The sequence below is a fragment of the Streptomyces sp. NPDC003248 genome, assembly GCF_055563235.1.
This window is the reverse complement of the sequence record NZ_JBVHDT010000002.1, coordinates 121,905-148,007: the sequence shown is the minus strand read 5'-3', so window position 1 is coordinate 148,007 and position 26,103 is coordinate 121,905. Positions and strand designations below refer to the sequence as shown.

Genomic DNA, 26,103 nt, shown 5'->3' with positions numbered 1-26,103 from the left:
CGGCAGGGTAAGTGCCGGGGACCCGCCACGTCGGCAGAGCATACGCGTGCCGCGCAGCGTCCGGGCGGCCGGCCAACCGGCTGCGAAGTGATCAGGCGGGCGTTGAGAACGGCTGATCCGCTTCTCACGGCTTGTCCTCCGTCGGCGGGGGCTGTGCGCCGGGCCGCTCCGTCTCCGGTCGCGTCCACTCCGCCCCGGTGCGCAGGCGGAACGCGGCGACGGCGGCCTCCACGGTGGGGAAGAAGTGGCCCGGGTCGATGGTGCGGGTCAGCTCATAACGTTCGATCTTGCGCCGGACGGGATCCTTGAGCTCGGCGAAGACCAGATGGACCCGTTCGGCGTTGAGGGCCTCGTCCAGCTCCTCCAGCGTGTCGGCGGCGGTGGTGTCCACGTCGGTCATGGGCTCGGCGGCGATGACGATCCACTCGGGCCGCGGCTCGGTGGCGGCCAGCCGCCGCACCTCGTCGCGGAAGGTCTTGGCGTTGGCGAAGAACAGCGGCGCGTCGAACCGGTAGATCACGAGTCCGGGCAGCCTCTGGGCCTGCGGGTAGGACCGTACGTCGTGGTACCCCTCCAGCCCGTCCACCTTCCCGAGCGCGGTGTTGTACGGCCACCAGGCCCGCCGGAAGACGTTGAGCACGGACAGGGCGACGGCGATGGCGATGCCTTGCAGGACGCCGAGCAGGGCCACCCCGAGGAACGCGGCGGCCGACAGCAGGAACTCGGTCCGGCGCTGCCGCCACAGCCGTACGCTGCCCGCCACGTCGGCCAGGGACAGCGAGGCGGTGACGACGATGGCGGCGAGGGCGGGCTGGGGGAGATCGCGGAACATCCCCGGGGCGAGCAGGAGCATGAGGACGATCAGCGCCGCTCCGACGACGCCGGTCAGCTGGCTCCTCGCCCCGGCACGCTCCGCCACGGCCGTCCGGGAGCCGCTGGTGCTGACGGGGAAGCCCTGGAAGAGACCGGCGGCCAGATTCGCGGCCCCCACCCCGGCCATCTCCTGGTTGCCGCGCACTTCCTGCCCGGTACGGGCCGCGAAGGCGGACGCGTTGGAGATCGTGTCGGCCAGCGACACGAGGGCGATGCCCAACGCACCGCCGAACAGCGGGGCCAGGTCGGACGCGCGGACGTCGGGGACCGTGAAGGGTGGGAAGCCCTGGGGAAGCTCGCCGACCAGGCTGACGCCGTGCCCGTCCAAGCCGAACACGGCGACCGAGGCGATCGCCAGGGCCACCATCACCAGCACGCCGGGGATCTTCGGCACCGTGCGCTGAAGCACCAGGATCAGCGCGATGCCGCCGACTCCGATCGCCGCCGAGGCCGGTACCACCGCCCCGTCGGCGATTTTCCGCATCAGCCCGACGCACTCACCGACCAGGTTGTCGGCCTCGACCTCGAACCCGAGCAGTTTGGGCAACTGCCCGATGAGGATCGTGAGCGCGAGGCCGTTCAGGTAGCCGATCATCGTCGGCTTGGAGATCAGGTCGGCGATGAAGCCCAACTTCGCCACCGAGGCCAGGATCATGATTCCCGCCACCATGAGGGCGAGCATCGAGGCCAGGGCCACGGCCCGGTCGGGGTCACCGTCCGAGGCCACCAGGGGCAGCACGACGGCGGCGATCATCGGCCCCAGCGAGGAGTCGGGGCCCAGGACCAGGATCCGGGACGGTCCGCAGACCGCGTAGCCGAGCAGGCAGAGGACGGTCGTGTACAGGCCGGTGATGGACGGCAGGCCCGCCAGCTCGGCGTACGCCATGCCCTGCGGCACCAGCAGGGTGGTGAGCACGACGCCGGCGACCACGTCCTTGGCCAGCCATGCGCGGCGGTAGGACGCCGCGGCGCGGACGCCGGGAACGGCACGCAGCCGGGACCGGAGCCCGTCGCCGCGGTGGCGGGCTGTCACGTAGGCCTGCCCGCCTTCGGCCGGCGGGCCGCGAGCTCGCCCGGCTCCTGGGCGAACAGAAGCCCGGGGGCGCGTAGTGGGAGCCGGCCGGGCTGCTCGGTGTCGATCGCGAACGCCCCCTTCAGGGACTGCTGCGGCATGCCGGCGGTGAGCCGCTGACGGGAGCCGTCGTGCCGACGCCGTCAGCGGGCTGACCGCCGTGGAGCGTGCCCCGGGGGTCGGCCCCGGTCGGGCGTGCGGCTACTTGAGGTCGGCGTCCGTGTAGTAGCCGCCCGCGATCAGGACGTAGTCGTAGTTGGTCTTGTCGACGCTCGTCGGTTGCAGCAGGTAGGCGGGGACGGCCTTGATGCCGTTGTTGTAGGCCCTGCGGTTGTTGATCTTCGGCGTCTTGTCGTTGAGGATGTCGTCGGCCATGTCCGCGGCGACCTCGGCGAGCAGGCGGGGGTCCTTGAAGACGGTCTGCGCCTGCTGGTCCGCCTTGATCGACTTCACCGAGGCCAGTTCGGCGTCCTGCCCGGTGATGATCGGGAGGGGCTTGTCGCCGGAGCCGTAGCCGTCCGCCTTCAGCGCGGACAGGATGCCGAGGGACATGCCGTCGTACGGGGAGAGGACCGCGTCGACCTGTCTGCTCCCGTAGGACTCGGCGAGGATGTCGGTCATGCGCTTCTGCGCGGTGGCCCCGTCCCAGCGCAGGGTGGTGACCTCGTCGAGCGCGGTCTGGCCGGACCGGACGACCAACTGGTCGCTGTCCAGGTACGGCTGCAAGAGGTGCATCGCGCCGTCGAAGAAGTACTTGGTGTTGTTGTCGTCGCTGGAGCCGGCGAACAGCTCGATGTTGAACGGGCCCTTGCCGTCCTCCAGGCCGAGCTGGTCGATGATGTAGCGGGCCTGGAGCCGGCCGACCTGCTCGTTGTCGAAGGAGACGTAGTAGTCGACGTTCTCGGTGCCGAGGATGAGCCGGTCGTAGGAGATCACCGGGATGTCCGCGGCGGCGGCCTGCTCGAGCACGTCGTTCAGCGACTTGTTGTCGATGGCCGCGATGATCAGCGCGTCGACGCCCTGCTTGATCAGGTTCTGGATCTGCGAGACCTGGGTCGCCGGGTCGTCCTCGCCGTAGACCAGCTTGGCCTTGTACCCCTTCGCCTTCAGATCGTCGACGACGCTCTTGCCGTCGATGATCCAGCGCTCGGAGGCCTGGGTCGGCATGGCGATGCCGATGGTGCCGCCCTCGGAGCTCGCCCCGACGTCCTGGCTGCCGCAGGCGGACAGGGTGAGGGCGAGGGACGTGGCTCCCGCGAGGGCGGCGAGGGCGGCTCTTCGGTTGCGCATGGTGATCGTTCCTGGTTCTTCTCGTCGTTGAGAGGATGACGGCGTATCAGACCGGTGCCGAGCGGTGGTGCGCGATGGAGCGGTGGAACGGGCCGGCGCGGGGTGGTGAGCAGGGGGCGTGCGGCGGGCGTGCGGCGGGCGCGCCGTGCTCGTTCCCGGGCGGTGTCCGGGGGCGGATGCCGTAGGGGTTCGTTACGGCTGGGTGCCGTGTGATCTGGACGGGTCGTCCGTCGGCTGGAGCGGTGTGCCGCGGCGGATCCGTCCGGCGGTCCTGCGATGCCGAGGTGATGGGGGGTCAGGTCGGCGGATTCGCCGCTCGAGCCGGTGCTCAGGGGGCGCGGTGTTCCGCGGAGCGCCGGTCGGTGTGTCGGCGTCCGTGCGGGCGGTGCGGGCGTCGGCGCCGGTACGGCCGGGCACCCGGGGCTCGCCGGCTCGTGTGGTCCCTCTGCCGGTGTGCGCCTGTACGTACGTCAGGCCGCATAACCGCGTCGCGGACACACGTGTGCTCTTTCCGGGGATGCGCAGGGCACTCGCCTTTCAACCGTTCGAAATACCGTCACGCAGTCGGGGATTGGGCGTGGCGTGTGACCCTAGGAGCGGGTGTGCAGGCTGTCAACGGAATGGACGGAAACTGTGTGAGGTAGGTGTTGGTGGAGTGGCTGATGGGGCGTGGGGGATCGCGTCGGTCTCCGGCGGAACCTCCTGTTGAGGCGCCTGGTGGCGGTCCGCTGCCGGCCGAGGGAGTGGGGGTGGGGAGTGGGCCGCCTCCGGTGCCCTCGTGGGCGCGGGGGCCCGGGACCGGGGGGCTGAGTTCTCCGACCTCGTGGGCACTTCAGCGGGCGGGGCGGGGCAGGCCGCCGGGTGTGCGGCGTCGCGAGGGGTGAGGGGTGCGGGCGCCGGAGCGAGGGGGCGTTGTCAGTGGTGGGGCCTACCGTGGTGGGTGATGGCACGGGTGTGGAGGTGCACGGGGCTGCGGTGGTCGGCGCAGGGGCCCGTGCTGATGTGGGACGGCGGGCGTCGCAGCCCGCTGTCCTGGGGGAAGCGGGTGGCCTTCGGGGTCGCGGAAGGGGGTGTGCGCGGATGCGTGGGGGCTCGGGGGCATCCGTGTCCGGTGCGGGCGGTCGTGCCGGGGAGGAGCGCGGGGGCCCGGTGCGAGGAGTGCGCGCGGCTGGACCGGGCGCACTCCGTCGCCGCCGACGGGATCGCCGACGATCCCCGGCCGTACCGGGTGTACCTCGCATGGTTCGGGCCCGGCCTGGTCAAGGTCGGGATCACGGCGGTCGAACGGGGGACGGCCCGGCTGCTGGAGCAGGGAGCCGTCTGCTTCAGCTGGCTCGGCACGGGCCCGCTGATGGCCGCCCGGCGTACGGAGGAGCTGCTGCGCGCTGCCCTGGGCGTGCCCGACCGGATCCCGTACGCCGAGAAGCGGGCGGTGCGGGCGGCGCTGCCGGAGGGCGAGGCGGAACGGGCCGTCGAGACGTCGGAGCTGCACGCGCGGGCCGCCGCGCTGGCCGGCTGGCCGGAGACGCTCGTCCGGGAGCCCTTCCGGGCCGTCGACCACCTCCACGCCTTCGGGCTCGCCGGGGCCCCGCCCGCCGTCGCGGAGGTGAGTGAGCTCGTCGCCGGGGCCGCGGTCGACGGGGAACTGGTGGCGGCCGCCGGACCGGATCTGCACCTGGCGACCGCGCGGGGGGTCGTCGTGCTCGACACCCGGTTGATGAGGGGCTGGGAGCTGGTGCCGGCGACGGCCGACGGCGGTGAGGGGGCACCACGGCTGCCCCTCCCCCTGCCCCTGCGGCGGCTCAGGGGAGAGGGGCGGCGGCTCCAGGACGGGCTGTTCTGACCCGGCGCAGAGCCGTTCTGACCCGGCGCAGATGAGAGCGGGCAGGCCCGGTGACAGCTTTTTTTAAGGACTTCGATCGAGTAATCAGGACATCCACCCCCTGGGAAGGGGTGGGCAAAGCGGTCGATAGATGAACAAAGGGAGTGCTTGTTAGGTCTTTCCTAAGAGCTGCCTGTGTGTTTCTCAGGAAAATCACAGACAGCGAAAAGCGTGCTCTCAGAGGACGGCGACATGGTGTCCTCCATGACCACGACCTCGCCCCAGGGGCGCACCGAACTGCTGAGGCCGGACGGGAGCCCCGTCCGGGTGCTTGTGGTGGACGACGAACTGTCGATCACCGAGCTGCTGTCCATGGCCCTTCGTTACGAGGGATGGCAGATCCGCAGTGCGGGGGACGGCACGGGCGCCATCCAGACCGCGCGCGAGTTCCGCCCCGACGCCGTCGTCCTGGACATGATGCTGCCCGACATGGACGGACTGACCGTCCTCGGCCGGCTGCGGCGCGAGCTGCCGGACGTCCCGGTGCTGTTCCTGACCGCCAAGGACGCGGTCGAGGACCGGATCGCGGGTCTGACCGCCGGCGGTGACGACTACGTCACCAAACCGTTCAGCCTGGAAGAGGTCGTCGCCCGGCTGCGCGGGCTCATCCGGCGCTCCGGCGCCGCCGACCGCCGCTCCGACTCCGTGCTGGTCGTCGGGGACCTCACCCTCGACGAGGACAGCCACGAGGTGTCGCGCGCCGGGGTGAACATCCACCTCACCGCCACCGAGTTCGAGCTGCTGCGCTTCCTGATGCGCAACCCGCGGCGCGTGCTCAGCAAGGCCCAGATCCTCGACCGTGTGTGGTCGTACGACTTCGGTGGCCAGGCCAATGTGGTCGAGCTCTACATCTCGTACCTGCGGCGCAAGATCGACGCGGGGCGTGAGCCGATGATCCACACCCGGCGTGGCGCCGGTTACCTGATCAAGCCCGCGGCGTCATGAGCGGGCGACGACGGCCGCGTCCGCAGAAGCGACGAGCGGGACAGCCGCGCACCCTGCGGACCCGGCTCGTCGTCGCGTCCGTGGCCCTCATCGCGGTCGTGTGCGCGGTGATCGGAACCGTGACCACCCTCGCGCTGCGGTCCCACCTGTACGAGCAGCTGGACAACTCGCTGCGCGAGGCCAGCATGCGGGTCTCCGGCGGACCGGTCGGGCTGGAGGGGGAGCAGAAGGGCGGCGGCAAGGACGGCAACGGCACCACGGTGCCCGAGCAGGCCAAGGCGACTGACCTCGCCGACTTCGTCACCCGCGCCCCGCAGCCGAGCGGCACCCTCGCGGCCAAGGTCGACAACGGATCGATCACCGACGCCAAGATCGGCGAGAAGTCCAACGACGACCAGAACATCCCGCGGCTGAACGACAAGGCCCTCACCGAGACGCAGATCAAGGCCCTCGGCACGGTCGCCCAGGACGAGAAGGAACACACCGTCGAGATCCCCGGTCTCGGCGACTACCGGGTCCGCTTCGTCCAGGGCAACAACGGCGACTACTACGTCGGCATCCCGACCCACGAAGTCGACAACACCATCACCACCCTCCTCCTCGCCGAGGTCTGCGTCACGGCGGCCGGTCTGGTCGCCGCCGCCATCGCCGGCTTCGTCCTCGTCAGCGTGGCCACCCGCCCGCTGCGCAAGGTCGCCGCCACCGCCACCCGTGTCTCCGAGCTGCCCCTGCACACCGGCGAGGTCCACCTCAGCGAACGCGTCCCGGAGTCCGAGACCGACCCGCACACCGAGGTCGGCCAGGTCGGCGCCGCGCTCAACCGGATGCTCGACCACGTCCACGGCGCCCTGCACGCCCGCCAGCAGAGCGAGATGCGGGTCCGGCAGTTCGTCGCCGACGCCAGCCACGAGCTGCGCACACCGCTCGCGTCCATCCGCGGGTACGCCGAGCTCACCCGGCGCGGCCGGGAGCAGGTCGGGCCGGACACCCGGCACGCCCTCGGCCGGATCGAGTCCGAGGCCGGCCGGATGACCCTGCTCGTCGAGGACCTCCTGCTGCTCGCCCGCCTCGACGCGGGCCGCCCGTTGCAGTTCGAGCAGACCGACCTGATCCCGCTGGTCGTGGACACCATCAGCGACGCCCGCGCCGCCGGCCGGGACCACGTCTGGCGGCTGGAGCTGCCCGACGAGCCGGCCCTCGTCTCCGCCGACGCCGCCCGCCTGCAACAGGTCCTCGTCAACCTGCTCGCCAACGCCCGCACGCACACCCCGCCCGGGACGACCGTCACCGCACGCGTGCAGCGGCGCGGCCCGTGGCTGTGCGTGGACGTCCAGGACAACGGCCAGGGCATCCCGCCGGACCTGCTCCCGCACGTCTTCGAACGCTTCGCCCGCGGCGACTCGGCGCGCTCCCGCTCCACCGGTTCGACCGGCCTCGGCCTGGCCATCGTGCAGGCCGTCGCCACGGCGCACGGCGGTGCCGTCACCGTGGACAGCGTGCCCGGACAGACCGTGTTCACCGTCTATTTGCCCGCACTTGCCCCGCCCGTTCCCCAGCCGGCCGCCGAAACGAACTGGCAACTTGACTCACAGGTACACCACAGTGCCACCACATGGGTGCAACAGGGCACTTGACGAAGGTCGTTGACATGCGAACCGACTCTTCTCCCGGCACCCTGCCGGCGCGGGAGCACCTCCCGGCCGACGCAGCCGGTACGCCTGTCCTGGACGTAGTGATCCCCGTCTACAACGAGGAGAAGGACCTCCAGCCGTGCGTCCTCAGACTGCACGACCACCTGGCGCGGACGTTCCCGTACCCGTTCCGCATCACCATCGCGGACAACGCGTCGACCGACACCACCCCCGACGTGGCGCGGCTGCTGGAGTCGCGCATCCCCGAGGTGACGTCCTTCCGGCTGGAGCAGAAGGGCCGCGGCCGTGCGCTGCGGACCGTCTGGTCCGCCTCGGAGGCCCCGATCCTCGCGTACATGGACGTGGACCTGTCCACCGATCTCAACGCGCTGCTGCCGCTGGTGGCGCCGCTGATCTCCGGCCACTCCGACCTGGCGATCGGCTCGCGGCTGTCCCGCAGCTCCCGCGTGGTCCGCGGCGCCAAGAGGGAGTTCATCTCCCGCTCGTACAACCTGATCCTGCGCGGCTCGCTCCAGGCGCGCTTCTCCGACGCGCAGTGCGGTTTCAAGGCGATCCGCCGGGACGTCGCGCAGATCCTGCTCCCCCTGGTGGAAGACACCGGCTGGTTCTTCGACACTGAGATGCTGGTCCTCGCCGAGCGCGCCGGTCTCCGTATCCACGAGGTGCCGGTCGACTGGGTCGACGACCCGAACTCCACGGTGCACATCGTGAAGACGGCGACCGACGATCTGAAGGGGGTATGGCGCGTGGGCCGGGCACTGGCCACCGGCTCCCTGCCGCTGGACCGGCTGACCAGGCCGTTCGGTGACGACCCCCGCGACCGCGAGATCATGGACGTACCCAAGGGACTGGCCCGGCAGCTCGTCGGGTTCTGTGTCGTCGGTGGCCTGTCCACCCTCTTCTACCTGCTGCTCTACAGCGGCTTCCGGCAGTTCACCGGTTCCCAGTTCGCCAACGCGCTCGCGCTGCTCGTCTCCGCGATCGCCAACACGGCGGCCAACCGCCGGCTCACCTTCGGGGTGCGCGGTCGCGCCGGCGCCGCCCGTCACCAGGCCCAGGGCCTGGTCGTCTTCGGCATCGGCCTCGCGCTGACCAGCGGCTCGCTCGTCGCCCTCAACGCGGCGACCTCCGACCCGGCGCACTCCACCGAACTGGCCGTCCTGATCGCCGCCAACCTCGCGGCGACCGTGCTGCGCTTCCTGCTCTTCCGGGTGTGGGTCTTCTCCGACCGGCGGGAGGGCGAGAGCCGGCCGACGCACGTCGTCGCCTCCTCCGTCCCGGTACCGACGGCGTACCCGGCCGCCGGCGCCCCGCAGGCACCGGCGGCACAGGCACCGGTGGCGCACGGCCACGGCACGGCCCAGGGCGCCTGCGCACCGCACGACACCACCCAGTTCCGCGCCGGCGAAGCCGCGGACGGCACCTGGAGGGACGCCACCATGCAGTTGCAGCCGGTGCGCCCCCACGACACCGATCCGAGGGACGCCCGATGACCACCGACCTCGACCGGCCGGACTCCTGGAGCCGGCCGGAGACCGTGACGCCCGCGGGACACGACCCGGCTGACCCGGCCCACCCGGCTGATCCGGCCCACCCGTCCGATCCGGCCGGCCCGACCCCCGAGGCGGGCGAGCCGAAGCAGCCCCTGGCGCGCCGGCTGTGGCGCGGCCGTCCCGAGGACCCGCGCTGGGTGCGCCCGGCCTTCCTCGGCCTGCTGCTCGCCACCCTCGTCCTCTACCTCTACAACCTCAGCGCCTCCGGCTACGCCAACTCCTTCTACTCGGCGGCCGTCCAGGCCGGCAGCCAGTCCTGGAAGGCGTTGTTCTTCGGCTCGCTGGACGCGGCCAACGCCATCACCGTCGACAAGCCCCCGGCCTCGCTGTGGCCGATGGCGCTGTCGGTGAAGATCTTCGGCCTGAACTCGTGGGCGATCCTCGCTCCCGAGGTCCTGATGGGCGTCGGCACGGTCGCCGTCGTCTACGCGGGCGTGCGCCGTCGGTTCAGCCCGGCCGCCGGTCTGATCGCGGGCGCGGTGCTCGCGCTCACCCCCGTCGCCGCGCTGATGTTCCGGTTCAACAACCCGGACGCGCTGCTGGCGCTGCTGATGGCCGTGGCCTGCTACTTCGTGACCCGTGCCCTGGAGGACGGCCGCACCAAGTGGCTGGTGTGGGCGGGTGTCGCGATCGGTTTCGCCTTCCTCGCCAAGACGCTCCAGGCCTTCCTGGTCCTGCCGCCGCTGGCCGTCGTGTACGCGGTCTGCGCGCCGGTGCCGCTGAAGAAGCGTTTCGGACAGCTGGCCGTGGCCACCGGGGCGCTGGTCGTCTCCGGCGGCTGGTGGGTCGCGATCGTCGAACTGTGGCCCGCCTCCTCCCGCCCGTACATCGGCGGCTCGCAGAACAACTCCTTCCTGGAGCTGACCTTCGGCTACAACGGTCTCGGCCGCCTCAACGGCGAGGAGACCGGCAGTGTCGGCGGCGGTGGCGGCGCCGGCGGCGGCACCGGCCAGTGGGGCGAGACCGGCTGGGACCGGATGTTCAACTCCGAGATCGGCGGCCAGATCTCCTGGCTGCTCCCGGCCGCGCTGATCCTGCTGGTCGCGGGCCTGGTGGCGACCCGCCGGGCGAAGCGGACCTCGGCGACCCGGGGCGCGTTCCTGGTCTGGGGCGGCTCGCTGCTGATCACCATGGTGGTCTTCAGCTACATGGCGGGCATCTTCCACCAGTACTACACGATCGCCCTCGCCCCCTATCTGGCGGCCGTGATCGGCATGGGCGCCGGCATCCTGTGGGAGAAGCGGTCCGAGCTCTGGGCGTCGATCACCCTCGCCGCCGCCTCCGTGGCGGCCGCGGTCTGGGGATACGTCCTGCTCAACCGCACCTCCGACTACCTGCCCTGGCTGAAGTGGCTGGTCCTGATCGGCGGCCTGGCCGGCGCGCTCGGCCTGGTCTTCGCGGGGCGGCTGTCCCGGCAGCTGGCCCTCGCGGCGGCGGCCGTGAGCGTGGTCGCGGCGCTGGCCGGACCGACGGCGTACACGCTGAGCACCGTGAACTCCGCGCACACCGGCTCGATCCCGACGGCCGGCCCGGCGGGCGCGTCGATGATGGGCGGCGGACGGGGCGGCGGTCCCGGCATGGGCGGCGGTGGCGGCATGGGCGGCGGCATGCCCGGCCAGCAGGGCCAGAATGGCCAGGGCCAGAACGGCGGTGGCTTCCCGGGCGGTGGCTTCCCCGGCGGCGGTATGCCCGGCCAGAACCAGCAGAACGGCAACGGCAACACCCAGAACCAGCAGGGCAACGGCTTCCCCGGCGGCCGGACCGGCGAGGGCGGGGGCATGGGCGGCGGCGGTGGCGTGGGCGGCCTGATCAACGGCGCCACGGTCACCGACGAGGCGAAGAAGCTGCTGGAGGCCGACTCCGACCAGTACACCTGGGCCGCGGCGGCGATCGGCGCCCAGAATGCGGCGAGCTACCAGCTGGCCACCGGCGAGCCGGTGATGGCGATCGGCGGCTTCAACGGCACCGACCCGTCCCCGACGCTGGCGCAGTTCAAGCAGTACGTCGCCGACGGCAAGATCCACTACTTCGTCAGCAGCGGCTCCGGCGGTGGCATGGGAGGCAGCGGCGACGGCACCTCGTCGCAGATCACCGAGTGGGTCGAGGCCAACTTCAAGCAGGTCACGGTCGGTTCGGCCACCTTCTACGACCTCACGCAGAAGGCGAGTGACTGACACAGGGGACAACGGTTCGCAGACGGGCGGTGGCCCGGGGTTTCGACCCCGGGCCACCGCCCTTTTCCGTCGGGGACGGTCGGCTTTCGGCCGGGCGCGGCCGGCTTTCCGTCGCGTACGGTCGGCGATCAGTGCTGTACGCCGTATAAGGCTTCCTCTACGGTGTACAGCATGCCCGCCTCCCGCCCCGCCCCCCGGCCCACCGCAGAGTCCCCCGAAGGCCACCCCCAGCGCTGGCTCATCCTCGGGGTGATCTGTCTGGCCCAGCTCACGGTGCTGCTCGACAACACCGTCCTGAACGTGGCGATCCCCTCGCTGACCCGTGAGATGGACGCGGCCACCTCCGACGTCCAGTGGATGATCAACGCCTACTCGCTGGTGCAGTCCGGTCTGCTGCTCACCGCGGGCAGCGCCGCCGACCGCTACGGCCGCAAGAAGATGCTGATCACGGGCCTGGCCCTGTTCGGCGCCGGGTCGCTGGTGGCCGGCCTCGCCGGGACCAGCGGCCAGTTGATCGCCGCGCGCGCCGGCATGGGCGTCGGCGGGGCGCTGCTGCTGACCACCACCCTCGCGGTGGCGATGCAGATCTTCACGCCCGCCGAGCAGCCCAAGGCGATCGGCATCTGGTCCGCGGTGAACGCGCTGGGCTTCGCCACCGGCCCGCTCATCGGCGGTTTCGTGCTCGACCACTTCTGGTGGGGCGCGATCTTCCTGATCAACCTGCCCGTCGCGGCCCTCGGCCTGGTCGCGGTCGTGGCCCTGGTCCCCGAGTCCAGGAACCCCCGGGGCGACCGCCCCGACCTGCCGGGCGCCCTGCTCTCCACGATCGGCATGACCGCGCTGGTGTACGCGATCATCTCCGGCCCCGAGCACGGCTGGACGTCGGGCCGGGTGACGGCCACGGCGGCCGTCGCGCTCCTCGTCCTGGCCCTCTTCGCGTACTGGGAGAGCAGGATCCCGTACCCCATGCTCGACCTGGGCTTCTTCCGGGACCGCCGGTTCACGGGAGCCGTGGCGGGCACGGTCCTCATCACCTTCGGCATGGGCGGCGCGCTCTTCCTGCTCACCCAGCACCTCCAGTTCGTGCTCGGCTACGGCCCGCTGGAGGCCGGCCTGCGCACCGCGCCGCTGGCGCTGGCGGTCGTCGCCCTCAACTTCACCGGTCTGTCCGCGCGGTGGACGGCGAGGCTGGGGACGCCGGCGTCGATCCTGCTGGGCATGGTGCTGATGTCCGGCGGGCTGGTGGCGATCGCCCTCCTCGCGGCGCGGGGCTACGCCGGCACGCTGCTCGGACTGGTCCTCATCGGCGTCGGCGCGGCGATCGCCAACCCGGTGATGGCGCACGCCGTCATGAGCGCGATCCCGCCCGCGAAGGCGGGAGTGGGGGCCGGGATCAACGGCACGCTCGCCGAGTTCGGCAACGGACTGGGCGTGGCGGTCCTCGGGGCCGTGCTCACCTCCCGCTTCGCGGCGCTGGTCGCGGTGGGCGCGTCGTCGCTGCCCACGGCGCTCGCCGCGGCGGACTCGCCCGGGGAGAAGGAGCGGATCACCGACGCGTTCTCCTCCGGGCTGGTGACCAGTCAGCTGGTCGGAGCGGTGGCCGTCCTGCTGGGCGGGGTGGTGGCGGCGGGGCTGCTGCGCAGGGCGGAGCGGACGGAGGCGGAAGCCCTGGCCGCGTGAAACGACGCCGACGGGCAACACACCTAGCATCGTCACCATCGTCACCGGTGACCGGACTCACCGGACCCACCGGACTCGGAGGAAGGTGCCCCATGGGACAGGCTGCTGCCGGCAAGGCCGCGCGGGCCAGCGTGTGGCTGGACGACAGGGCACGCCGACGCGGCCGCGGGGGCGGACAGCCGTCGGGCCTCGACCGGCGGCGGATCACCGAGGTCACCGTGCGGCTGCTGGACGCCGAGGGGCTCGACAGGTTCTCCATGCGGCGGCTGGCGGCCGAGCTGAACGTCACGGCGATGTCCGTCTACTGGTACGTCGACACCAAGGACGACCTCCTCGAACTCGCCCTGGACGCGGCCTACGGCGAGCTGGAGCTGCCCGACCCGTCGGCCGGCGACGCCAACTGGCGCGACCAGCTACGGGCGCTGGCCACGGCGTACCGCACGCTGCTGGTGCGCCACCGCTGGCTGTCGCCGCTCGCCGGGCGCTACCTCAACGTCGGCCCGAACTCCCTCGCGTTCTCCCGCACGGTCCAGCAGGTCGTCCGCCGCACCGGCCTGCCCGCGCACCGCATCACGAGCGCCATAGCCGCCGTGTTCCAGTTCGTGTACGGCTACGGCACGATCGAGGGCCACTTCTTCGGCCGGGTCGCGGACACGGGCATGACCGCGGACGAGTACTTCCAGCACGCCATGACCTCGGTGACCGAGGCCCCGCAGGCCGCCGAGGTCGTGGCGGAGTCCCGGGACCTCATGGCGGCGCGCGGCGGGGACACGGTCGCCGAGATGCTGGACCGGGACTTCATCTTCGCCCTCGACCTGCTGGTGGCGGGCATCGAGGTGATGGTGGAGCGGGGCTGACCGCTCCGGCCGCCGCGGTGACGGGCGTCCGGACCCTCACCCGGGACCTTCACCCGGGACCTTCACCCGGGACCCTCACCCGGGGCCCGCGCCCGATGCCCGCGCCCGATGCCCGCGCCCGATCCCTCGGGCGGCCTCTCGGGCGGCCCCTACGCCTGCGGAGCCAGCCGCGCCGGGAAGCCGCCCGTTGCCACCGGGCCCCACCGCTCCGGCGTGATCCGGATGATCGACTTCCCCTGCTTCACCATCGCCTCCCGGTACTCGTCCCAGTCCGGGTGCTCACCGGCGATGTTGCGGTAGTACTCCACCAGCGGCTCGACGGAGTCCGGCGCGTCGACGACCTCGGCCGTGCCGTCGACCTGCACCCACGGTCCGTTCCAGTCGTCGCTCAGGACGATCACGCTGACCCGCTCGTCCCGGCGGGCGTTGCGGGTCTTGGCGCGCTCCGGGTACGTGGACACCACGATCCGGCCCGAGTCGTCGACCCCGCAGGTCAGCGGCGAACCCTGGGGGCTGCCGTCGGCCCGCCGGGTGAGCAGGATCGCGCGGTGGCGGGGGCGTACGAAGTCCAGCAGCTCGTCGAGGGTGACGGAGGTGTTGGTCGCGATGTTCGGTGCCATGGAACCAGCGTAGGGGCGGGCCGGGCCGCCGTTCCCGACCCTGGCCGTCCTACGCCTGGGGGAGCCCCTCTCCCTGCACCGCCTGGATGTCCAGCTCCACCTTCAGCGTCGTGCCGATGGCGGCGATGCCCGCCTGGACGACCTGGTTGTAGTTCATGGCGAAGTCCTCGCGGTGCAGTTCCGCGGTCGCGCGGAAGGCGGCGCGGACGCCGCCCCACGGATCGGCGCCGGTGCCGAGGTAGGCGAGGTCCAGGTCGACCGGGCGGACGACGCCGCGCATCGCCAGCTCCCCGTGGACGGTCCACCGGTCGGGGCCCGCCGCCGTCAGCCCCGCCGAACGGAAGGTGATCTCCGGGTACGTCTCGACGTCGAGGAAGTCCGCGGAGCGCAGGTGGGTGTCGCGCATGCCGTTGCCGGTGTCGATGGAGGCGGCGCGGATGACCGCCTCCACCCGGGACTTGGTGACGTCGTCGGGGGCGATCTCGACGCTCGCCGAGAACTCCGTGAACCGTCCGCGCACGCTGGAGATGCCCAGGTGCTGGGCGACCGCGCCCACCGTGGAGTGGGCCGGGTCGACGGTCCACGGGCCGGGCGGCGGCAGTTCGGTGCCGCCCTGCCGGGCCAGCGTCACCGTGCCGACCTCGGCGCGTCCGCTCGCGGTGACGAGCGCGCTGGAGGCGGCGGGCGCGTAGCCCACGGCCGTGACGATCACGACGTACGCGCCCGGCGCCAGGGCCGTCGTGTCGCGGACGGCGCCCTCGGCGTCGGCCTCGGCGCGCAGCACCTGCGTGCCCGTCATGTCGGTGACGGTGACGACCGCGTGCGACACGGCCCATCCGTCCCGGGTGCGGATCCTGGCGGTCAGTGCCATCTCGGGTAACTCCTAGGAAGAGGACCGGCCCGTGGCGGACGCGCCTCCGCTCAGTGCGCGCCCGGCACGGGCCGGGGTTCAGTGCTGCCGGTGGTGCCGGCCGGTCACTCGCCGGGGTGGGCGAGCTGGATGTCGTGGCCGTCGACGCCGGTGCCGCCGACGGTCAGCGCGGTGGCCACCGGCGGGTAGCCGGTCGCGATGACGGTGTACTCGCCGCCGTCGAGGTCGGCGAAGGCGTACGCCCCGTCCGCGCCGGTCGTGGCCGTGCCGACCACGTTGCCCGCCGCGTCCACCAGGGTGACCCGCGCGTCGGCCAGCGGGCCGTGCGGCGCCCGGACGACACCCTTGAGCTGGGCGCCCGCGTCGAGGACGGCCTCGATCCGGGTCACACCGGTCGCGCCGATCTCCACGGGCAGCGCCCGCGGCCGGAACCCGGCGGCGTTCACCGCGACGGTCACGGCACCCGGCACCAGTTCCGCGAAGGAGAACGCGCCCTGTTCGTCGGAGGTTCCGGTGGCCAGCAGGTCGCCGCGCACATCGGTGACGATGACCATGGCGTCCTTGACGGGATCGCCGGACTGCGCCGCCCGTACGACACCGAGGAGTCCGCTGGTGCCGCTGAGCAGGATGTCGTAGGCGACCGGCTCGCCGTTCACCACGATCGTGGACGCCTGCGGCTGGAACCCGTCGGCGGAGGCGATCAGGACGTACGAGCCCGTGCCCGGCGCGTCCAGCACGTAGGAGCCGTCGGCCTGCGCGACCGACCGGCCGAGCTGCCGCCCCGCGAGGGAGATCAGGGTGACGGCGGCCTGCGGGACGGGCGTGTTCTCCGCGCCGCGGACGAAGCCGTGGACGGGGATGCCGCCGTTGCCGGTGGACGCCGTGGGCGCGTCGAGGGTGGCGACGGCCGCGAGCCGCTGTGTGCCCGAGGGGCCCGCTTCGGTGCCCGCGTCGGTGCCCGCCTCGGTGGCGGAGGCGACGACGAACCGGTCGGTGGACTGCTCTTCGGCGGCGGCCGGCGCCGCGGCGGCGGCCGGGGCCTCCTGGGCGGCCGTGGCCGCCTGCGCCATCGCGCCCGCGGTCCGCAGCGGGACCTCCTTGATGAACAGCGTGATGACGAAGGCGAGCAGCGCCATCCCCGACGCGATCAGGAAGACGTCCGCGATGCCGTGGCCGTACGCGCTCTCCATGACCGTGCGCAGCGGCGCGGGCAGCGTGTCCATGTCCGGGATCGAGCCGGTGGAGCCGGAGCCCGACGCGAGGGAGGCGTACTCCGGGCCGAGGCCGGCGATGCCGTCCTTGGCGTAGTCGGTGATCCGGTTGGCCATCACGGCGCCCAGCGCCGAGACGCCCATCGCACCGCCGAGGGAGCGGAAGAAGGTGACGGTCGAGCTGGCCGAGCCGAGGTCCTTCGGTTCCACCTGGTTCTGCGTGGAGAGCACCAGGTTCTGCATCATCATGCCGACGCCGAGGCCCAGCAGGGCCATGAAGACGGCGGTCTTCCAGTAGTCGGTGTCGTAGCGGATGGTGCCCAGCAGTCCGAGGCCGGCCGTGATGAGCACACCGCCGCTGACCAGCCAGGCCTTCCACTTGCCGGTGCGGGTGATGAACTGCCCGGAGACCGTGGAGGAGACGAACAGGCCGCCGATCATCGGGATGGTCAGCACACCCGACATGGTCGGGGACTCGTCGCGGGCCAGCTGGAAGTACTGGGCGAAGAAGACCGTGCCGGAGAACATCGCCACGCCCACGAACAGGGAGGCGATCGACGACAGGGTGATGGTCCGGTTGCGGAACAGCCGCAGCGGGATGATCGGCTCGCTCGCCCGGGACTCGACGAACACGAAGATCAGGGCGAGCACGACCGAGCCGGCCACCATCGTGTACGTCTGCCAGGACAGCCAGTCGTACTTGTCACCGGCGAAGGTGACCCAGAGCAGCAGCAGCGAGACGGCGGCGGAGATGAAGAGCGCGCCGGCCCAGTCGACCTTCACGTCGCGCTTCACGACGGGCAGGTGCAGGGTCTTCTGGAGCACGATCAGGGCGATGACGGCGAAGGGCACGCCGACGTAGAAGCACCAGCGCCAGCCCAGCCACTCGGTGTCGGTGATGACACCGCCGAGCAGCGGACCGCCGACGGTCGCGACCGCGAACGTGGCGCCGAGGTAGCCGGAGTAACGGCCGCGCTCGCGCGGGGAGATCATCGCCGCCATCACGATCTGGGCGAGGGCGGAGAGACCGCCGACGCCGATGCCCTGCACCACGCGGCAGGCGATCAGCATGCCGGCGTTCTGCGACAGGCCGGCGGCCATCGAGCCCAGGACGTAGATGACCAGGGCTATCTGGACGAGCGCCTTCTTGTTGTAGAGGTCGGCGAGCTTGCCCCACAGGGGCGTGGCCGCCGTCATCGCCAACAGGGTCGAGGTGACGACCCAGGTGTAGGCGGACTGGCCGCCGCCGAGGTCGCCGATGATCTCGGGGAGGGCGTTGGAGACGATCGTGGACGACAGGATCGCCACGAACATGCCGAGCAGCAGCCCGGACAGGGCCTCCATGATCTGCCGGTGTGTCATCGGCGCGTCGCCGGAGCGCCCGGAGGAGCCTCCCCCGTGCTTGGCGTGGGCCCGCACACCGGCTGGTGTGGTCGTTGCCATGGGCTTCCTTCTCTTACGTAGCTTGTGCGGGTGTACGGGTGGTCGATTCGCGTACGGGAACGTGGGGCGGGGGCTGGGCCCGGTGCGGGGCCGAGCGGCAGTCGCCGAAACTGGCGCGCAGCCGGGTCATCAGCCGGATCAGCTGTCCGACCTCGTCCTCGGTCCAGTCGCCCAGCCGCTCCGCCAGCAGGTCGGTGCTGCGGCGGGAGAGTTCGGCGAGCATCGCCCGGCCGTCGGGGGTGAGGCGCAGGATGCGGGAGCGCTTGTCCGCCGGGTCGGGGGACCGGTCGATCCAGCCCCGCTCCGCGAGGTGCGCGGCGTGCCGACTGGTCACCGACATGTCCACGGAGAGCAGCTCGGACAGGGCGCTCATGCGGAGGTCGCCGTGGCGGCCGAGCAGCGTCAGCACCGCCGCCGAGCCCGCCGAGCAGTCGGGCGGCAGGATCCGCCCGAGGTCTCGCTTCACGGCCCCGACGGCGCTGAGCTGACGCACCAGTTCCTCGTACTGCTCGTACTGCGCCTGCCCGGCCATCACACCTCCCACGTTTGTTGCTTAGGGCAACCATAGAAGAGCTTGGTTGCTACAGGCAAATAAAACGGCCGTGAGCCTCGCAAAAAGTTGGCAAAGGCAAGTATTGCGGGAGTAAATGCGCTGGTGGGACGGGGTGACGCGGGCGGCGCACCGTGGGGCGGGGGGAACGGGGTTGTGGCGACCCCCACTTGGGCCGTCCCCGCCGTTTTCGCTAGTGTCTCGGGGCATGGCTAACACGCAGGGCCCCCAGGGCACCCACGACCCCGCAGGCAGCACCCAGATGTTCCGCGCGTTCGTCGACGATGGCGCCCCTCAGTCCTCCCGCCAGGCCCCCGCGCCGGCCGGTCCCCGCATCGGTCTGATCGCGGGCGTCGTCGTCGCGGTGGTGGTCGTGGCGGTGGTGGCCTGGCTGGCGCTGAAGTAGCACACCGGCGGCGAGCCGGGCTCGCCGCTCCTCCCCCCCGCCGCACCGGCACGTCCCCGCCCCACCGCACGACGAAGGCCGCCGGCGCGCCCGGTACGGCGCGTCGGCGGCCCTTTTCGTGCCGTCCGTCCCGGCGGAGCTCTCCCGGGCTCCGCGGCGGAGGTTCTCCTCGGCGTCCTGCCGCCGGGGGCTTCTCCTCGGTGGCCTGTCGGCCTGTCGGCCTGTCGGCCTGTCGGCGGAGGTTCCGCCGCTGTCGCCGGCGGTTCCGTCGTCTAGTCGGAGATCAGGCCCTCGCGGAGCTGGGCCAGCGTGCGGGTCAGCAGCCGGGAGACGTGCATCTGGGAGATGCCGACCTCCTCGCCGATCTGCGACTGGGTCATGTTGGCGAAGAAGCGCAGCATGATGATGCGGCGCTCACGGGGCGGGAGCTTGGCCAGCAGCGGCTTCAGCGACTCCCGGTACTCGACGCCCTCCAGGGCGGTGTCCTCGTAGCCGAGACGGTCGGCCAGGGAGCCCTCGCCGCCGTCGTCCTCGGGGGCCGGGGAGTCCAGGGACGAGGCCGTGTAGGCGTTGCCGACGGCGAGGCCGTCCACCACGTCCTCCTCCGACACGCCCAGCACCGCGGCGAGTTCGGCGACCGTCGGGGAGCGGTCCAGCTTCTGGGAGAGCTCGTCGCTGGCCTTCGTCAGGGCCAGGCGGAGCTCCTGGAGGCGGCGCGGCACGCGCACCGACCACGAGGTGTCGCGGAAGAACCGCTTGATCTCGCCCACGACCGTCGGCATCGCGAACGTCGGGAACTCCACGCCCCGTTCGCAGTCGAAGCGGTCGATCGCCTTGATCAGGCCGATGGTGCCGACCTGGACGATGTCCTCCATCGGCTCGTTGCGCGAGCGGAACCGGGCCGCGGCGTAGCGCACGAGCGGGAGGTTGAGCTCGATGAGCGTGTCCCGGACGTAGGCGCGCTCGGGGCTGTCCTCGTCGAGGGCGGCGAGCCGCAGGAACAGGGAGCGGGACAGGGTGCGGGTGTCGATGGCCCCCGTGGTGGCCGGGAGGGCCGGGGCCGGCGCGGCCTCGAGGGCCGTGACGTCGTCGAGCAGGTCGGGCTCGACGGGCGTGACGGGCTCGGCGGGCGCGGACTCGCTCTTCGTGAGCGTGAGCACCTTCGAGCTGCCCTGGTCTGCGGACATGCCACCCCCTTTGGGTCGCGGGACGGTCGCGGCGGACTCTCCCTGGGGAGGAAGGTCAGCCTTCACCTGAATACCGGAGCCGAAGCCTCGGCAAACGCGCTTCCGGCAGAATGTCACATGTCGGCAACACGCTGTAGTGACATGTCGACATCCAGGTCATGAATCGGCCCTGGAAAAAGGGGGTGTGACGGTGTTTCAGCGCGGATCTGTCGGGATCCGCCGAGGTGAGCGATTCGCCCGCACAGGTGATCGCTCGATCCGGCGTTCGGTTACGGATCGCCACCCGGACGGAGCACGCGCCGCGGCCGTCGGCCGGTCAGGCGTCGATCCGGTTCGCCGAGCGCAGCCGCTGGAAGCTGCGCGCCAGGAGCCGTGAGACGTGCATCTGGGAGACGCCGAGCTCCGCGCTGATCTGTGACTGGGTCAGGTTGCTGTAGTAGCGCAGCAGCAGGATGCGCTGTTCCCGTTCCGGGAGCTGGACCAGCAGGTGGCGGACCAGGTCGCGGTGCTCCACCCCGTCCAGCGCCGGGTCCTCGTAGCCGAGGCGGTCCAGCAGGCCGGGCAGCCCGTCGCCCTCCTGCGCGGCCTCCAGGGAGGTGGCGTGGTACGACCGGCCCGCCTCGATGCAGGAGAGCACCTCCTCCTCGCTGATCCGCAGCCGCTCGGCGATCTCGGCGGTGGTCGGGGTGCGGCCGAAGCAGGTGGTGAGGTCCTCGGTCGCGCTGTTGACCTGCACCCACAGTTCGTGCAGCCGGCGCGGTACGTGGACCGTGCGGACGTTGTCGCGGAAGTACCGCTTGATCTCGCCGACGACGGTCGGCATCGCGAACGTCGGGAACTGCACGCCCCGGTCCGGGTCGAAGCGGTCGATGGCGTTGATCAGGCCGATCGTGCCGACCTGGACGACGTCCTCCATCGGCTCGTTGCGGGAGCGGAAGCGGGCGGCCGCGTAGCGCACGAGCGGGAGGTTGGCCTCGATGAGCGCCCCGCGCACCCGGTCGTGCTCCGGCGTGCCCGGCTGGAGCTCCTTGAGCTGGGCGAAGAGCACCTGGGTCAGCGCCCGGGTGTCCGCGCCGCGACGCTTCTCCGGGACGGGGGCAGGCGCGGGTGCCTCCTCCTGGGGCGGCGCAGTACTGGCCGACACGGTCAACGCCACCTCTTCATCGGTCCTCATCGGTCTTTGTCGGGCTGCATCGAACGTCGTCGGCCCACTCATCCATCAAAAGCGGTCATAGCATCACAAGACATGTGCACTGTGTGCAAGCACCCCATAAGTCCGTGTTGAGGGACCAAGTTGGGGGGTGGGTGGGGAGGTGGACGGAGGGGCTGGAGGGATGAAGGGGGCGCGAGGGGCGAAAGGGGTGGGAGCGGCCTCAGGGGGCGGAGGGGCGCGGAGGAGGGTGGGCAGGCGAGAGCCCCCCGCCGTTTGCGGCGGAGGGCTCGGGGCGCGCCCTGAGGGGCGCTGAGAGGGCGTTGGGTGGCGGCACGGTCGCGCCGGGGGCGCGCCCCCCGGGCGGGCGGCGCGTGAGCGGGCGGCGCGTGGGCGGTGCGGTGCGGTGCCGTGCGGTGGCGTGTGGCGCCGTGCGGTGGCGTGTGGTGCCGTGCGGTGGCGTGTGGTGCCGTGCGGTCTAGAACTCGTAGTCGGCGACCACCCAGGTGGCGAACTCGCGCCAGAGGGCGACGCCCGCCTGGTGGGCCGGGTGCTCGAGGTACCGCTTCAGGGCGTCGGCGTCGTCGACCGCCGAGTTGATCGCGAAGTCGTAGGCGATGGGGCGCTCGCTGATGTTCCAGCCCAGCTCCCAGAAGCGCAGCTCCTCGATCCGGTCGCCCAGGGCCCGGAAGGCCGCCTCGCCCTGCACGACCCGGGGGTCGTCGCGCTCGACGCCCTCGTTGAGCTTGAAGAGGACCAGGTGGCGGATCATGGGCACTCCCAGCGTTGTGCGACGGCCGCGGCCGCCCCTTCCGCTACTGCGCCCCGTCGGCGAGCCAGGTGAAGAAGTCGCCGATGGCCTTCGCGGCGTCCGATATGCCCTCGAAGCCTATCTGGACGTAGTCCGCGGCCTTGGCCGGGTCGGTGATGATCACGTAGAGCACGAAGACCACGAGTAGGTAGACGGCGATCTTCTTTGCGTTCACCGCCACCGCGGCCTCCCCTGTGAGTACTGCCTGCGGGGCGTGCGTGCTGCGCTGCGGGCCCCCTGTCGCCGGGCGCGAGTGTAACCGTCATGTCGCCCGAAGACGATGAAGGGCCCGGTCCAATGGACCGGGCCCTTCATTTGAGCGGTAGCGGAGGGATTTGAACCCTCGGTGACTTGCGCCACACTCGCTTTCGAGGCGAGCTCCTTCGGCCGCTCGGACACGCTACCGAGGGAGACCTTACAGTACGGCGGGCACTGCTTCGAAATCGGTTCTCAGCGGGAGCGGAAGAACTCGGTGAGCAGCCCCGCGCACGCGTCCGCGAGGACGCCCTCGATCACTTCGGGCCGGTGGTTGAGCCGGCGGTCGCGGACGACGTCCCAGAGGGAGCCGGCCGCGCCCGCCTTGTCGTCGCGGGCGCCGTAGACGACCCGGTCCACGCGGGACTGGACGAGGGCGCCCGCGCACATCGTGCAGGGTTCCAGCGTGACGACGAGGGTGCAGCCGGTCAGGCGCCACTCGCCCACGCGCGCGGCGGCCCGCCGCAGGGCGAGGACCTCGGCGTGGGCCGTCGGGTCGCCGCCGGCCTCCCGCTCGTTGTGGCCGGTCGCGAGGACGGTCGTGCCGTCGGCGGCCAGCACGACGGCACCGACGGGAACGTCACCGCCCCGGCCGGCCCGGACGGCCTCCTCCAGGGCGAGCCGCATCGCGGCCCGCCAGGGGTCGCGCACGGGGTCGGGGACGGGGGCGCGCACAGGATCGGGGACGGGGGCACGTCCCTGTCCGGTGTCGCGTGCCGGGTCACCGGCGTGTGCCGGACCGGGGTCCCGTACGAGGTCGGCGTCGCGTACGGGACCGGAGGCCACGGAGGTCTCGTCGGCCTCGGTGGCCCTGTCGGCCTCGGCTCCCCGGCGCGGGTCGGGTGCGGTCAGCGGACGGTCTCCAGCACCTCCGAGGCGCCCAGGGCCTCGGCGATCTCGGTGAGCGCGTCCTCCGACAGCGACTTCAGCTCCTTCTCGCTGACGCCGAGGTCGTCGAGGACGGCGGCGTCGCCGACCGGGCCGTGCGGTACGGCCTCGGCGGCGGAACCGTCGTCCTCGCCGTCGTCGTCCTCGCCGTCCTCGGTGCCGTCGAGGTCGAGGGAGTCGAGGTCGTCACCGGAGTCCGCGTCCCGGCCGAGCAGTTCGTCGGTGAGCAGGATCTCGCCGTACGAGCTGCGGGCGGCAGCCGCGGCGTCGGAGACGTAGATGCGAGGGTCGTCCTCGCCGTCGATGCGGACGACCCCGAACCACGAGTCCTCCTGCTCGATGAGCACGAGCACCGTGTCCTCGTCGGGAGAGGCTTCCCGAGCCAGGTCGGCCAGATCCGACAGGGTCTCCACATCGTCGAGCTCTGTGTCGCTCGCTTCCCACCCGTCTTCGGTGCGCGCGAGCAGTGCGGCGAAGTACACCGTGACTCTCCCACTGGTCATAGGCGTGCCGGTTGGGGGTCCCCCCGGCGGAGGTTACGGGCGGAGAGAGCTGTGCTCCGAGCCCCACCCACTCGGAATCGTGGCAGAAACAAGGCGTCCAGGGGACGTCTTCGGCTCCCTGTGTCCGGCTGTTTTGATCGCGGGCCGGCGCGTACGTCGGTGCGCACGTCCGCAAGCAACCACCAGCGCACTCGTTGCCGCCACGTGCGGATCGTACGCGGCTTTCGGATGCGTCCACGCACGCCCACCCCCGCAACGCCCACGGCGTCGGCGATCTTTCCCGTGCGGGCAACGGGCGGGCGGCTACCAGCGGAACGTTCGCATGCGCATCGCGTGTCGCAGGCGGGCGGTCTTGGCACGGCGGGGCTGGACCCGGTCGCGCAGCGCGCGGGCCTCGGCGAGTTCGCGCAGGAACCGGGCGCGTCGTCGGCGGCGCTCGGCGTCCGTCTCCGGCGGCTCGCCCGCGTCGTGCGCCGCGTGGTCTGGCAGGTCAGGCATAGGTCCACCACCCTGGTCCGTCCCCACCACCTTCCCCCGCTCGGGGGGAATGATGCCGACGAACGGCCCCATCAGGGGGGAGAGGGTCACCGTGCGTGCGGCCGCCGGGCCGGTGGGGCCCGGTTAATGTTGTGGACATGCGTCTCCACGTCGTCGACCACCCCCTGGTCGCCCACAAGCTCACCACGCTGCGCGACCAGCGCACGGACTCCGCGACCTTCCGCCGTCTCGCCGACGAGCTGGTCACCCTGCTCGCCTACGAGGCCACCCGCGACGTGCGGACCGAGCAGGTCGACATCACCACCCCGGTCGCCACGACCACCGGCGTCAAGCTCTCCCACCCGCGTCCGCTGGTCGTACCGATCCTGCGGGCCGGCCTCGGCATGCTGGACGGCATGGTCCGGCTGCTGCCGACCGCCGAGGTGGGCTTCCTGGGCATGATCCGCAACGAGGAGACGCTGGAGGCGTCCACGTACGCCACGCGCATGCCGGAGGATCTCTCCGGCCGCCAGGTGTACGTCCTGGACCCGATGCTGGCCACCGGCGGCACGCTGGTCGCGGCGATCCGCGAGCTGATCCGGCGCGGCGCCGACGACGTCACCGCCGTGGTGCTGCTGGCCGCGCCGGAGGGCGTGGAGCTGATGGAGCGCGAGCTGGCGGGCGCCCCGGTCACCGTCGTCACGGCGGCCGTCGACGACCACCTCAACGAGCTCGGCTACATCGTCCCCGGTCTGGGCGACGCGGGGGACCGGCTGTACGGGGCCGCGGAGTAGTTCCGGCTGCGGGGCGTCTTGCAGCCGCGGGGCGAGCTTGCGGCCCCGGAGCGAGTGTGCGGCCCCGGAGTAGCTTCCGGCCGCGGGGGCAGCTTCCGGCCGGGGTGGCAGCTTCCGGCCGGTGTGGCCAAGGACTGCCGGAGACGGCCAAGGGCGGCCAAGGGTAGCCGGGGACGGCCAAGGGCGGCCCCGGGGGCGGCCGGGGATCGGTCCGTCCGGTGGGCGGCAGCGCGTCGGCAGGGGGGCCTCCGTGTCGGCAGCGCCTCCGCGTCAGCAGTGCTTGTCCGGGGTCGCCGTGGGCTGCGGCGAGGTCAGGGCGGTCAGCGCCCGGGCGGCCTGCGCCTGGCCGGTCAGGGCCTTGAACCCGTTGCCCAGGATCAGATCGATCGCGGTGCCCGTGCGGGCGGCGTCGGTGCGGCGCTCGGCGGTCGTGAGCTGGGTGGCGAGGACGGGCAGCGAGGTGTTCAGGGAGGACGCCGGGCCGAGCAGTACGCCGGTGCCGGCGACCTTCTTGTCGTACTCCTTGCCGGCGTTGCCGACCTCGCCGATGACGAAGCCGCGCTTCTTCAGTTCGTCGGCGGTGGTCTTGGCGAGGCCGCTGCGGGTGGTGGCGTTGAAGACGTTCACGGTGATCTGCGCGGGCCGGGGCAGTGCGGCGGGGGAAGCGGTGGCCGTGGGCCCGGACTTGACCGAGCAGGCGGTGCCCGAGCCGGCCGCCGAGGCCTCGCCGCCGCCGGAGAAGACGTCGATGAGCTGCACCGTGCCCCACCCGGCCACGCCGAGCACGGCCCCGCAGCCGACGACCACGCCGACCAGCCGCCCGCGCCGCCGGTGGGGCCGCATCCTGGGGTACTTGTCCCCCGTGATCCGGTACTTGCCGCCCATGCCGGGGGGAGTCAGCATGCTCATGAGCGCAGCGTAGTGGGCCTGGACGGCCGTGCCTACTAGATGATCATTCG

The 26,103-nt window shown here is 72.0% G+C and carries 24 protein-coding genes and 1 tRNA gene; 9 read left to right on the top strand and 16 right to left on the bottom strand.

From position 1 onward, the window contains the following. Window positions 1–124: 124 nt before the first annotated feature. The 3 genes from ACZ3KJ_RS06005 to chvE form a co-directional block, all read right to left on the bottom strand. Complete coding sequence (locus tag ACZ3KJ_RS06005) at window positions 125–1,906, bottom strand: SulP family inorganic anion transporter (RefSeq protein ID WP_467524989.1); 1,782 nt, start codon at window positions 1,904–1,906, stop codon at window positions 125–127. Further along, entirely contained in the window at window positions 1,903–2,046 is a 144-nt protein-coding gene (locus tag ACZ3KJ_RS06000) for a hypothetical protein (RefSeq protein WP_467524988.1), read from the bottom strand. The genes ACZ3KJ_RS06005 and ACZ3KJ_RS06000 overlap by 4 nt, the downstream gene beginning before the upstream one ends. Window positions 2,047–2,146: 100 nt before the next feature. Then, window positions 2,147–3,235 (bottom strand): multiple monosaccharide ABC transporter substrate-binding protein, encoded by a 1,089-nt coding sequence (chvE, locus tag ACZ3KJ_RS05995; protein WP_467524987.1) that lies wholly within the window; start codon window positions 3,233–3,235, stop codon window positions 2,147–2,149. Between the two features lie 943 nt (window positions 3,236–4,178). Here chvE and ACZ3KJ_RS05990 point away from each other — a divergent pair. The 7 genes from ACZ3KJ_RS05990 (at window position 4,179) to ACZ3KJ_RS05960 (ending at window position 13,978) form a co-directional block, all read left to right on the top strand. Beyond that, the gene (locus ACZ3KJ_RS05990) at window positions 4,179–5,078 is read left to right on the top strand and encodes a DUF2797 domain-containing protein (protein ID WP_467524986.1); all 900 of its coding nucleotides are present in this window, start codon (window positions 4,179–4,181) and stop codon (window positions 5,076–5,078) included. A 243-nt stretch (window positions 5,079–5,321) separates the two neighbouring features. Continuing rightward, window positions 5,322–6,062 (top strand): response regulator transcription factor, encoded by a 741-nt coding sequence (locus ACZ3KJ_RS05985; RefSeq protein WP_385079160.1) that lies wholly within the window; start codon window positions 5,322–5,324, stop codon window positions 6,060–6,062. Continuing rightward, window positions 6,059–7,696, top strand: a complete 1,638-nt coding sequence (locus tag ACZ3KJ_RS05980) for an ATP-binding protein (protein ID WP_467524984.1) — start codon at window positions 6,059–6,061, stop codon at window positions 7,694–7,696. Before ACZ3KJ_RS05985 ends, ACZ3KJ_RS05980 begins: the two co-directional genes overlap by 4 nt. Window positions 7,697–7,710: 14 nt before the next feature. Beyond that, window positions 7,711–9,207, top strand: a complete 1,497-nt coding sequence (locus ACZ3KJ_RS05975; RefSeq protein ID WP_467524982.1) for a bifunctional glycosyltransferase family 2/GtrA family protein — start codon at window positions 7,711–7,713, stop codon at window positions 9,205–9,207. Continuing rightward, window positions 9,204–11,441 carry a glycosyltransferase family 39 protein gene (locus ACZ3KJ_RS05970; RefSeq protein WP_467524980.1) on the top strand — a complete coding sequence of 746 codons (2,238 nt, stop codon included), beginning with the start codon at window positions 9,204–9,206 and terminating at the stop codon, window positions 11,439–11,441. Before ACZ3KJ_RS05975 ends, ACZ3KJ_RS05970 begins: the two co-directional genes overlap by 4 nt. Before the next feature lie 171 nt (window positions 11,442–11,612). Further along, the gene (locus tag ACZ3KJ_RS05965) at window positions 11,613–13,121 is read left to right on the top strand and encodes an MFS transporter (protein ID WP_467524978.1); all 1,509 of its coding nucleotides are present in this window, start codon (window positions 11,613–11,615) and stop codon (window positions 13,119–13,121) included. 92 nt (window positions 13,122–13,213) lie between these two features. Beyond that, the gene (locus tag ACZ3KJ_RS05960) at window positions 13,214–13,978 is read left to right on the top strand and encodes a TetR/AcrR family transcriptional regulator (RefSeq protein ID WP_467524976.1); all 765 of its coding nucleotides are present in this window, start codon (window positions 13,214–13,216) and stop codon (window positions 13,976–13,978) included. Between the two features lie 149 nt (window positions 13,979–14,127). Here the strand turns inward: ACZ3KJ_RS05960 and ACZ3KJ_RS05955 are convergent, their stop codons facing one another. From ACZ3KJ_RS05955 to ACZ3KJ_RS05940, 4 genes are all read right to left on the bottom strand, one after another. Continuing rightward, window positions 14,128–14,598 carry a PPOX class F420-dependent oxidoreductase gene (locus tag ACZ3KJ_RS05955; RefSeq protein ID WP_467524974.1) on the bottom strand — a complete coding sequence of 157 codons (471 nt, stop codon included), beginning with the start codon at window positions 14,596–14,598 and terminating at the stop codon, window positions 14,128–14,130. A gap of 49 nt (window positions 14,599–14,647) precedes the next feature. Then, on the bottom strand, window positions 14,648–15,469 hold the full coding sequence (locus ACZ3KJ_RS05950; RefSeq protein WP_467524972.1) for a YceI family protein: 822 nt from the start codon (window positions 15,467–15,469) through the stop codon (window positions 14,648–14,650). A gap of 104 nt (window positions 15,470–15,573) precedes the next feature. Beyond that, window positions 15,574–18,042, bottom strand: a complete 2,469-nt coding sequence (locus tag ACZ3KJ_RS05945; RefSeq protein ID WP_467525749.1) for an MFS transporter — start codon at window positions 18,040–18,042, stop codon at window positions 15,574–15,576. Window positions 18,043–18,136: 94 nt separating this feature from the next. Beyond that, complete coding sequence (locus tag ACZ3KJ_RS05940) at window positions 18,137–18,655, bottom strand: MarR family winged helix-turn-helix transcriptional regulator (RefSeq protein ID WP_467525747.1); 519 nt, start codon at window positions 18,653–18,655, stop codon at window positions 18,137–18,139. Window positions 18,656–18,881: 226 nt separating this feature from the next. Between ACZ3KJ_RS05940 and ACZ3KJ_RS05935 the strand changes: the two genes are divergently transcribed. Further along, the gene (locus tag ACZ3KJ_RS05935) at window positions 18,882–19,079 is read left to right on the top strand and encodes a hypothetical protein (RefSeq protein ID WP_467524970.1); all 198 of its coding nucleotides are present in this window, start codon (window positions 18,882–18,884) and stop codon (window positions 19,077–19,079) included. A gap of 272 nt (window positions 19,080–19,351) precedes the next feature. Here the strand turns inward: ACZ3KJ_RS05935 and ACZ3KJ_RS05930 are convergent, their stop codons facing one another. From ACZ3KJ_RS05930 to ACZ3KJ_RS05895, 8 genes are all read right to left on the bottom strand, one after another. Next, the gene (locus tag ACZ3KJ_RS05930) at window positions 19,352–20,266 is read right to left on the bottom strand and encodes an RNA polymerase sigma factor SigF (protein ID WP_389518897.1); all 915 of its coding nucleotides are present in this window, start codon (window positions 20,264–20,266) and stop codon (window positions 19,352–19,354) included. Between the two features lie 316 nt (window positions 20,267–20,582). Next, complete coding sequence (locus ACZ3KJ_RS05925) at window positions 20,583–21,440, bottom strand: RNA polymerase sigma factor SigF (RefSeq protein ID WP_385077004.1); 858 nt, start codon at window positions 21,438–21,440, stop codon at window positions 20,583–20,585. A gap of 454 nt (window positions 21,441–21,894) precedes the next feature. After that, the gene (locus ACZ3KJ_RS05920) at window positions 21,895–22,188 is read right to left on the bottom strand and encodes a Dabb family protein (RefSeq protein ID WP_385077001.1); all 294 of its coding nucleotides are present in this window, start codon (window positions 22,186–22,188) and stop codon (window positions 21,895–21,897) included. Between the two features lie 43 nt (window positions 22,189–22,231). Beyond that, a complete protein-coding gene (locus tag ACZ3KJ_RS05915; protein ID WP_385076999.1) occupies window positions 22,232–22,408 on the bottom strand; it encodes a hypothetical protein in 177 nt (58 codons plus the stop codon). Window positions 22,409–22,547: 139 nt separating this feature from the next. After that, window positions 22,548–22,632, bottom strand: a tRNA-Ser gene (locus tag ACZ3KJ_RS05910). A 45-nt stretch (window positions 22,633–22,677) separates the two neighbouring features. Then, entirely contained in the window at window positions 22,678–23,109 is a 432-nt protein-coding gene (gene tadA, locus ACZ3KJ_RS05905; RefSeq protein WP_389519380.1) for a tRNA adenosine(34) deaminase TadA, read from the bottom strand. Between the two features lie 221 nt (window positions 23,110–23,330). Next, on the bottom strand, window positions 23,331–23,852 hold the full coding sequence (locus ACZ3KJ_RS05900) for a tRNA adenosine deaminase-associated protein (RefSeq protein ID WP_467525745.1): 522 nt from the start codon (window positions 23,850–23,852) through the stop codon (window positions 23,331–23,333). Between the two features lie 324 nt (window positions 23,853–24,176). Further along, window positions 24,177–24,371 (bottom strand): hypothetical protein, encoded by a 195-nt coding sequence (locus tag ACZ3KJ_RS05895; protein WP_467524968.1) that lies wholly within the window; start codon window positions 24,369–24,371, stop codon window positions 24,177–24,179. A 137-nt stretch (window positions 24,372–24,508) separates the two neighbouring features. Between ACZ3KJ_RS05895 and upp the strand changes: the two genes are divergently transcribed. Continuing rightward, entirely contained in the window at window positions 24,509–25,144 is a 636-nt protein-coding gene (upp, locus tag ACZ3KJ_RS05890; RefSeq protein ID WP_467524966.1) for a uracil phosphoribosyltransferase, read from the top strand. Between the two features lie 270 nt (window positions 25,145–25,414). Here upp and ACZ3KJ_RS05885 read toward each other — a convergent pair whose 3' ends face one another. Beyond that, window positions 25,415–26,053: a LytR C-terminal domain-containing protein gene (locus ACZ3KJ_RS05885; protein ID WP_467524964.1), complete on the bottom strand. Its 639-nt coding sequence runs from the start codon at window positions 26,051–26,053 to the stop codon at window positions 25,415–25,417. Between the last annotated feature and the right edge of the window lie 50 nt (window positions 26,054–26,103).